This is a genomic window from Faecalibacterium butyricigenerans (assembly GCF_020687345.1).
Classification (GTDB): domain Bacteria; phylum Bacillota; class Clostridia; order Oscillospirales; family Ruminococcaceae; genus Faecalibacterium; species Faecalibacterium butyricigenerans.
On the sequence record NZ_JAJEQL010000053.1, the window covers coordinates 1 to 7,249 of the forward strand.

Annotated in this window: 10 protein-coding genes; 8 read left to right on the plus strand and 2 right to left on the minus strand. The window is 50.3% G+C overall.

Annotated elements, in window-relative coordinates; all coding sequences use genetic code 11:
* The first annotated feature begins 233 nt into the window (after window positions 1–233).
* The 4 genes from LKD23_RS12370 to LKD23_RS12385 all read left to right on the plus strand — a co-directional run bounded on the left by LKD23_RS12370 (window position 234) and on the right by LKD23_RS12385 (window position 3,049).
* A complete protein-coding gene (locus LKD23_RS12370) occupies window positions 234–725 on the plus strand; it encodes an HD domain-containing protein (protein ID WP_227621899.1) in 492 nt (163 codons plus the stop codon).
* Window positions 726–727: 2 nt separating this feature from the next.
* A complete protein-coding gene (locus LKD23_RS12375) occupies window positions 728–1,240 on the plus strand; it encodes an NAD(+) diphosphatase (protein ID WP_097778871.1) in 513 nt (170 codons plus the stop codon).
* A 138-nt stretch (window positions 1,241–1,378) separates the two neighbouring features.
* Complete coding sequence (locus tag LKD23_RS12380; protein ID WP_227621900.1) at window positions 1,379–2,572, plus strand: Fic family protein; 1,194 nt, start codon at window positions 1,379–1,381, stop codon at window positions 2,570–2,572.
* A 21-nt stretch (window positions 2,573–2,593) separates the two neighbouring features.
* Complete coding sequence (locus tag LKD23_RS12385; RefSeq protein WP_227621901.1) at window positions 2,594–3,049, plus strand: (deoxy)nucleoside triphosphate pyrophosphohydrolase; 456 nt, start codon at window positions 2,594–2,596, stop codon at window positions 3,047–3,049.
* A gap of 152 nt (window positions 3,050–3,201) precedes the next feature.
* Here the strand turns inward: LKD23_RS12385 and LKD23_RS12390 are convergent, their stop codons facing one another.
* A complete protein-coding gene (locus LKD23_RS12390; protein ID WP_227621902.1) occupies window positions 3,202–3,516 on the minus strand; it encodes a hypothetical protein in 315 nt (104 codons plus the stop codon).
* Window positions 3,517–3,551: 35 nt separating this feature from the next.
* On the opposite strand from LKD23_RS12390, the gene LKD23_RS12395 reads away from it, so the two are divergent.
* From LKD23_RS12395 to LKD23_RS12410, 4 genes are all read left to right on the plus strand, one after another.
* Window positions 3,552–4,220 (plus strand): DUF6551 family protein, encoded by a 669-nt coding sequence (locus LKD23_RS12395; RefSeq protein WP_349138499.1) that lies wholly within the window; start codon window positions 3,552–3,554, stop codon window positions 4,218–4,220.
* 85 nt (window positions 4,221–4,305) lie between these two features.
* Window positions 4,306–4,689: a type II toxin-antitoxin system PemK/MazF family toxin gene (locus LKD23_RS12400; protein ID WP_227621904.1), complete on the plus strand. Its 384-nt coding sequence runs from the start codon at window positions 4,306–4,308 to the stop codon at window positions 4,687–4,689.
* A gap of 60 nt (window positions 4,690–4,749) precedes the next feature.
* A complete protein-coding gene (locus LKD23_RS12405; protein ID WP_227621905.1) occupies window positions 4,750–4,959 on the plus strand; it encodes a hypothetical protein in 210 nt (69 codons plus the stop codon).
* A gap of 359 nt (window positions 4,960–5,318) precedes the next feature.
* On the plus strand, window positions 5,319–6,395 hold the full coding sequence (locus LKD23_RS12410) for a hypothetical protein (protein WP_227621906.1): 1,077 nt from the start codon (window positions 5,319–5,321) through the stop codon (window positions 6,393–6,395).
* Between the two features lie 122 nt (window positions 6,396–6,517).
* Here the strand turns inward: LKD23_RS12410 and LKD23_RS12415 are convergent, their stop codons facing one another.
* Window positions 6,518–6,952: a helix-turn-helix domain-containing protein gene (locus LKD23_RS12415; RefSeq protein ID WP_227621907.1), complete on the minus strand. Its 435-nt coding sequence runs from the start codon at window positions 6,950–6,952 to the stop codon at window positions 6,518–6,520.
* Between the last annotated feature and the right edge of the window lie 297 nt (window positions 6,953–7,249).

Below are 7,249 nucleotides of genomic sequence, written 5' to 3' on the forward strand. Positions count from 1 at the left end.
TGAGTTATAAAAATAATGGTATAGTTGCGATTTGTGGTCTTAAAGACGATAGCGGTACCTCCATAGGAGAATAACAAATTCGCGTTTGTGGAGCGAAGCGGAACAATGAAAGCCCCAGTGGGGCTTTTAAGTGACAGAACGGTCTTGCGGCAGCAAGATGGAGGGGCCTCGCCCCGACAAGTTCGCGTTTATCAAGGTGAACATTTAAGTATTAAAAACGGGAGTGAAAACAAATGATGACCATTGCACAGATCATGGAAAAGATGATCGCCTTTTCCGAAGGGAATATCCATGACATCACGCACCTGAGCTGCGTGTGGACCTATGCCAAAACCATTGGTGAACTGGAGGGGCTGGACGCAGACACGCAGTTTATTCTGGAGGTGGCGGCCATCACCCACGATATCGCCTGCCCGCTCTGCCGCCAAAAGTATGGCAATACCAATGGTAAATATCAGGAGCAGGAGGGTGCCCCGCTGGTGCGGGAGTTCTTGGCGGATACCGGCATGACAGCAGAACAGATCGACCGGGTGGCCTATCTGGTAGGGCACCACCATAGTCCGGCGCAGATCAACGGCATTGACTATCAGATTCTGATTGAGGCAGATTATATCGTCAATGCGTCCGAAAGCGGGTACGACCAGCAGGCAATCCGAACCTTTATGGAACATACGATGAAAACGGCAGCAGGTATCCGGCTGACGAAAACAGTGTTTGGAGTGTAAAAATGATTCAGAAGCATTGCTTTGAATGCGGTACGGCATTGATTGAAAAAGAACTGGAAGAAGAGGGCATTGTGCCTTATTGCCCGAAATGCCAGCAATACCGGTTCCCGATGTACAATGTGGCAGTCAGCATGATTGTTGTGGATGAGGAGACCGGGAAAATCCTGCTCATCCAGCAGTACGGTAAGCTCTCTTATATTCTTGTGGCCGGGTATGTGAACCGCGGTGAGGCAGAAGAACATGCCGTGGTGCGGGAGGTTCGGGAAGAAACCGGGCTGGAAGTAGAACACCTCCGGTTCAACCGTACCAAGTTTTTTGAGCCGTCCAACACGCTGATGTGCAACTTTACGGCTTTCGTCAGAACCGCAAAGGCGCTGCATATCAACCACGAAGTGGATCGCTGCAAGTGGTTCACCCCACAGGAAGCCAGAGAAAACATCCGTCCCAACAGCCTTGCAGCGGAATTTTTGAATGCGTATCTGGACGAAGTGGGGAATAAGCCGATGGAGATGTGATCCGTGACGGAACCACGGGAATTTTGACGGAGAGTATGGAAAAAAGTTGGTTCGGCCTGTTTCGGTTGACTTTTTTATAAAGAATCGATATATTGATACTATATAGTATCAATAAGTATCAACTGCGAGGTGGACAGAATGGATGGGGCACAGTTTGCCAAAATGCTTTCAGATAAGCATTTGCTTGAACTCAATCGGATGGAATACAAGTACTCGACTGTCAGCGTCAAAGAATTTGCCGAATTGCTGCGGCAAAACTTTGCGCAGCCTCTGCCGTTGACTGATTTTTCTGGAAATAAGCTGTTTTACCTGCCGAACCTCGCGCAAATTTCAACAAATGGTATGAAGCAGTTGCTCTCTGTCCCTGTCAGTGGACAAAACTTCGGTTTGTCGGCGATGACCGAGGAAATTTATGCTACTTTTCAAATTGAAAGTATCCGCTCGACCCGCAGCAGTATCCGTTATATCCTCGATGGTTATGCCCCCCGTGATGAACAAGAAGCCCGCATCTATGGTATGAAGCGCGGACTGGAGTTTATCGCGAATCGTCAGAATAGGATCACCGAGGAGAATCTGCATCACCTGTATCAGATCAGCACAGGGGATTATCTCCCGGATGAAGATCGATTACTGCCAAACCACTTTTATCGGCATGGCGAGGTTTTTATTGTGGGCGGTGAAGAACCCAGACCGGGACTTCCGGCAGAGCGGCTTCCCGGTGCCATGAAATGTCTTGTCGATTTTGCGAATGCCAATGACGGCATCAATGAGCTGCATAAGGCTGCCATTCTGCACTTTGCTTTTGCATACTACCACCCCTATTCTGACGGGAATGGACGCACTGCACGGCTATTCCACCTCTGGTATCTTGTTCAGCAGGGCTATCCTGCGGCACTGTTCACGCCGTTTTCCCGATACATCGCTGAAAACAAGGGCGCATATTACAAAGCCTACGAACGCGTGGAGAGAAATGCTCTGATTTCCGGCTATACGGATGTGACTCCCTTTCTGTTCTACTTCTGCAATGAGGTCTATAACCGTCTGCAGGTGGATGCAGTCCCGCCGAAAACTGATCTTGAGGTATATCAAACTGCTCTTGCGGAAGGAAAAATCACAGAAAAAGAACGGCTGCTCTGGGAGTATGTTCTGTCTGCTTATGGTGCAGAGGAGTTTACCACAAAGCAGCTGGAAAAGGATTTCCGAAACGCTGCGTATGCAACCATTCGGACGTTTGTGATGAAATTCCATGAGATGGGGCTGCTTACTGCAAGAAAAGCAGGAAACAGGGTGTTCTATCGTGTCGGTGGGACTTCTGACGGTCGGCCATTATAATGAATCCAAAAGGGGAACATTATGAAAACGATTCGTGTTGTGGCAGCTGTGATTTGCGACTCCATGCAGGCAAAACGCAAAATCTACGCTACCGCCCGCGGCTATGGTGACTACAAAGGTCAATGGGAGTTTCCGGGCGGCAAAATCGAGCCGGGCGAAACCCCGCAGCAGGCTCTGAAGCGGGAAATCGAAGAAGAACTGGACACGGAAATCGCCGTGGAGGATTTAATTGGGACAATCGAGTACGATTATCCGGCGTTTCATCTTTCCATGGACTGCTTCTGGTGTGAAGTGGTTTCCGGCGATCTTGTTCTGAAAGAAGCGGAAGCTGCACGATGGCTGACAAAAGATGACATTGATTCCGTTCCGTGGCTTCCGGCGGATCAGACCATTTTGGATGTTATCAGAAGTTCAATGCAGCCAGTGAAACCACTCCATACCAGCGAATATGACAAAGAACCTCTGCAGAGATGCTGAATATTCCCAGAATGAAAGATGAACTGCGCCGTCCCATGACGCTGCTGGTGAAAGCCGCTATTCCGAAAAAATTGTAAAACAGAGGCCTCTGAATCTTTTCCTAATAAGAAAGAGATTCGGAGGCCTTTATTGGTTGATTTAGCTAATTCTGTTCACGCAAGCTGATGCAGGACCTGCCGGACGCTGTAACCGTCTTTCTTGAAATCGGAGAACAGCGCATCGATGCGGGTAGGCGTCACGCAGATCAGATTCATCGGTGAGGGCAGTTTTTTCAGAGCGTCCAGCGGGATCTTCTTGAAAGCAGCATGGGCGTTGTACTCCTCCGAGAAAGGCTCGACCATCGTCGCAATGCCGGTGACCTGCAGGCTTCTGAGATTGCCAAAACCATCATACTTGTCGTAAATGGCAAGGCAGACGTGACTGTTCTTTTCCAGTCCGATGAACTTTCTCTCGCCTTCCGAGAACATCCAGAACTTGCCGTCATGTCGAAAAGGTTACTCATATTGCGGAAAACTTCTCGGAGTACGTTGCAAACGAACCGAAGGCCAGCTTCCGGGACGGGCGCTTCTACATCTTTGATGGGCAGAACACGGTAGAAGCACGTCGAACCTGCAATGGAGGTATGGAATTGCCCATCCGCTGCAAAGTCTTCTACGGCCTTACCAAAGAAGACGAAGCAACGCTGTTTGCGATTCAGACCGGCAATGCTACCTGCCTGACGGCCGGCGAACGCCTTCGTGCAAATCTGGTGGCCGAAAACCCGGATGCACTTTACTTTGTGGAGATCACGTCGAATGCCGGTGTGGAATTTGCCTATGACGGCATCCGGGCACCCTGGAAAATCTACTGCATCGAAACGGCATACGAACTGTACAAGCAGTATGGCTGTGAGCGCTACGTCGAGATGCTTCGCATCATCAACGAGGCGTGGAAGGGCAATGTGGATTCCTACCTTGCCGGTGTAATCCGGGGTGTGGCCCGTTTCATCTCCGTATACGAGGGCGAGTACAGCCGGGAGCGGCTGGTGCAGCAGCTGGCAAGGACACATCCGAAAACCATCACGCAGCTGGCACAGAAAGACACCGGCAGTTCTGCAAACCGCCACATGCGGCAGATTCTTCGCATCTATAACGGTGCCAGCCGTGAGATGAGCCTGCCGCTGAAAAACTGACAATTTCGTTCTACCTCCTGAACAACAGCCGTCGTGGTATTCGTCTGCGGCGGCTGTTTCTTACATAAAAAGGAGGTTGATTTTTATGTTACCGAACAATTGGAGATATCTCAGAGGGGACATCTACTATGCAGACATGGAGCCGCATATCGGCTCGGAACAGGGCGGGAAACGCCCTGTGGTAGTTCTGCAGAACAACATTGGAAACCGTCATTCGCCTACATTGATCGTTGCAACTGTTACCACCCGGACGGAAAAGAAGAAAAACCAGCCCACCCATGTGCTGGTGGATTCCAACCCGGCCTTTGAAGAACCGTCCATGATTCTTCTGGAGCAGATCTTCACGATCGATAAATCCTGCATCGAACGCTTTATGGGCTATGCCAGCAAGGCTGAAATGCTCCGCATTGATATGGCTTTGCTGGTCAGTCTGGCTCTGAATGTTCTGAGCGGAAACCGCAGCGAATAGCGGACAACCAGTAACCCGTAAAAATGAGGTGATAGCGATGTAATCGGAGGTGAGTGAGCCATGCGAAAGAGTGCCCCCATTGAAGTGGTGGTACATTACCCCAAAACGAAAGAGGGATGGGACGAACTCGGAAAACGGGTCGCAACCGCCCACGCCAACTATGTGATCGAAAAAATCGACCGTCTGAACTGCCCCACATGGCAGAAGCTCGAATTGCTGCAGGCGGTGATCGATACTACCAAAGGAACCTACAAACCCAAAGAACACTAAAAGCCCGGTTGGCAGCCGAGCCGATAAACAAAGCCCCACGCTCAACATATGCTTTTCTGCTCTGACCAGAGACGGTCAGATTTAGAGGCAGTGTTGAGCGTGGGGCTTTTTGTGTTACATAAGTGTTTTGAAATGCTGCCGACACAACAAAACGGTTGATTATTGGCGGCCAATATGGTATCCTATGGCATTGCATAACACGCAAAACAGTTCCACTTTTTGCTGAAAGAGCGTATCGAAACCGTCCTGATGGAGCAGCAGAAAAAGCTTTTTGAAAAGTAAAAGCTCTTGCGTCCCGTGAAAAAAGAAGGTAATATAAATACAGAGCAAGACACAGAACGCAGGGAGGGATGAAAACCATGTTTTACGAGATCATGCACCGGGAAAGCTGTGTGGCACAACTCAGCACGACAGGGGAATGCAGGGTCTGCCTCGAGGATTTCATGCCCTATGATCTGGTTCTGGTGGAATCGGATGATTTTGACGAGCGCATCAATAATGTAACGAACTTTTACTATTGGTGCGCCTCCCGGATGTTGACGTTGGATCGCACCTACGCCAAGGAAATCCTGAACAGTATCGGTGCATCGCAGAGTGTTACGGACAGGGAACGAGCACAGATTGCATTATCCTACCATTGTCTGTCTTTGCTGGATGTGTTCTGGGTGAAAGAAGAAAACGAGAAGATTCGATTCGAGGATATCAACCTTTTTGCACACTCCTTAAACAATGCGCTTGTGGATATTGCGCTGCGGGGGCACCAAATGACGGTGACAAACGCCCATCTTCTGGCAAATGACCTGTCTACGGGCGGCTTGTACCCCAAGGCGTGGGTGCGAAAAGAGGATGGCTTCTATCTTTACAAGGATGGTGGCAGGGAAGCGGTGGAACGTGAAGTGCTGGCAAGCAAAATCTGCCGGTGCTTTGACTGCCATCAGGTACTGTATGAGCAGGGGATGTTTGAAAATGAGCCGGTTTCTATCAGCAAAATCATGACATCTCAGCGATACAGTCTTGTGACCTATGCAGCCTATGACGTCTACTGCACGAACCATGATTGGAACACGCTGGATAAGATCTTAGAGTTGGATGCTCCCAGCTACTATATGATGAACATTCTGGATTATCTGGTGGGCAATACCGACCGTCATTGGGAAAATTGGGGTCTGCTGGTAGACAACGAAACCAATCAGCCCATCCGTCTGCATGACCTGATGGACTTCAACCGGGCGTTTCAGCAGTACGACACGCCAGAAGGCGCAAACTGTCTGACCGTGGGAAAACGCCATCTGAGCCAAAAAGATGCTGCAGTGGAAGCGGTGCGGAACATCGGACTGAACCAAGTCCGTCAGGTGGAGCACACCGTATTCTCCGAGCATTCGGCATGGAAAGCAACATTTGAAGAACGACTGCGTGTTTTACGGAACGCCATGTAAGTCAGAGCGAATATCAGAATAATTGAAACAGAATGATTCCATAACGAAAGCCCGTCTGCGCTGCCACATATCGTGGCTTGCAGACGAGCTTTTTCGTTTGGCCGGAGAAAAATTACCATACCTCACATGCGAAGCATAGAAAGAAAATCGGGCCCAAGATTTTCGGCCAGAAGCCGGAAACACTTCTGACTGATGGTCTTTTGTCCACTTTCCCAGCAGCGGATGCTTGTCCTGCTGACCTTTGCATGGTCGGCAAGCTGCCTGCGGGTCCAGCCTTTGGATTCCCGGTAGCGTCGGAGCAGCTCTCCACCGCCGCGGTGCAGGAACAGGGTGTAGTCATCCAGAAGGTCTTCCACCGGGATGCTGTAAAGGGCGGCGAGCTTGTCCGCAAGTTCCGGCGTAAAGCTGCGGTGAAATGTGCCGCTTTCCAGATCCCGATAGAGCCATTCCTCCATGCCAACCATGGAAGCAACCTCTTTTTGCAGCAAGTCAAGACCATAGCGGCACCAACGCAGACGGTCCCATGGGTCCGGGATGTCGGCGTAAGAATGGTACATACGGAAGAACTCCTGTGCTTCCGAAGTGGTGTGCGGCCCGGCAAGCGGTACCTGCAGGATGTAGAGAGGGGTTAAACCACGACCCTCATATGACACCCTCTGAAGCAGAAAAAAGGAACCGCTCTCTCGGCTCCAAAAAATCCATTTTGACGTAGATGCGTTGTTGCGTGAAAGAGGTGGATTCTCTTTTCCATCCCAAAGTGCGCTGGGGAGAGGATAGCATTCTCAATGCATCGGCTGGCGTAAGTCGAAAATCTGGCCCGGCGGGTGGAGTCGAAGGTGTCCACGGCCTTCATC

Bases quoted from the DNA above. Each gene is read 5' to 3' on its own strand.
- LKD23_RS12415 (WP_227621907.1), bottom strand. From the start codon at position 6,952: ATGTACCATTCTTACGCCGACATCCCGGACCCATGGGACCGTCTGCGT.
- LKD23_RS12385 (WP_227621901.1), top strand. From the start codon at position 2,594: ATGAAAACGATTCGTGTTGTGGCAGCTGTGATTTGCGACTCCATGCAG.
- LKD23_RS12410 (WP_227621906.1), top strand. From the start codon at position 5,319: ATGTTTTACGAGATCATGCACCGGGAAAGCTGTGTGGCACAACTCAGC.
- LKD23_RS12375 (WP_097778871.1), top strand. From the start codon at position 728: ATGATTCAGAAGCATTGCTTTGAATGCGGTACGGCATTGATTGAAAAA.
- LKD23_RS12390 (WP_227621902.1), bottom strand. From the start codon at position 3,516: ATGTTCTCGGAAGGCGAGAGAAAGTTCATCGGACTGGAAAAGAACAGT.
- LKD23_RS12380 (WP_227621900.1), top strand. From the start codon at position 1,379: ATGGATGGGGCACAGTTTGCCAAAATGCTTTCAGATAAGCATTTGCTT.
- LKD23_RS12370 (WP_227621899.1), top strand. From the start codon at position 234: ATGATGACCATTGCACAGATCATGGAAAAGATGATCGCCTTTTCCGAA.
- LKD23_RS12400 (WP_227621904.1), top strand. From the start codon at position 4,306: ATGTTACCGAACAATTGGAGATATCTCAGAGGGGACATCTACTATGCA.
- LKD23_RS12405 (WP_227621905.1), top strand. From the start codon at position 4,750: ATGCGAAAGAGTGCCCCCATTGAAGTGGTGGTACATTACCCCAAAACG.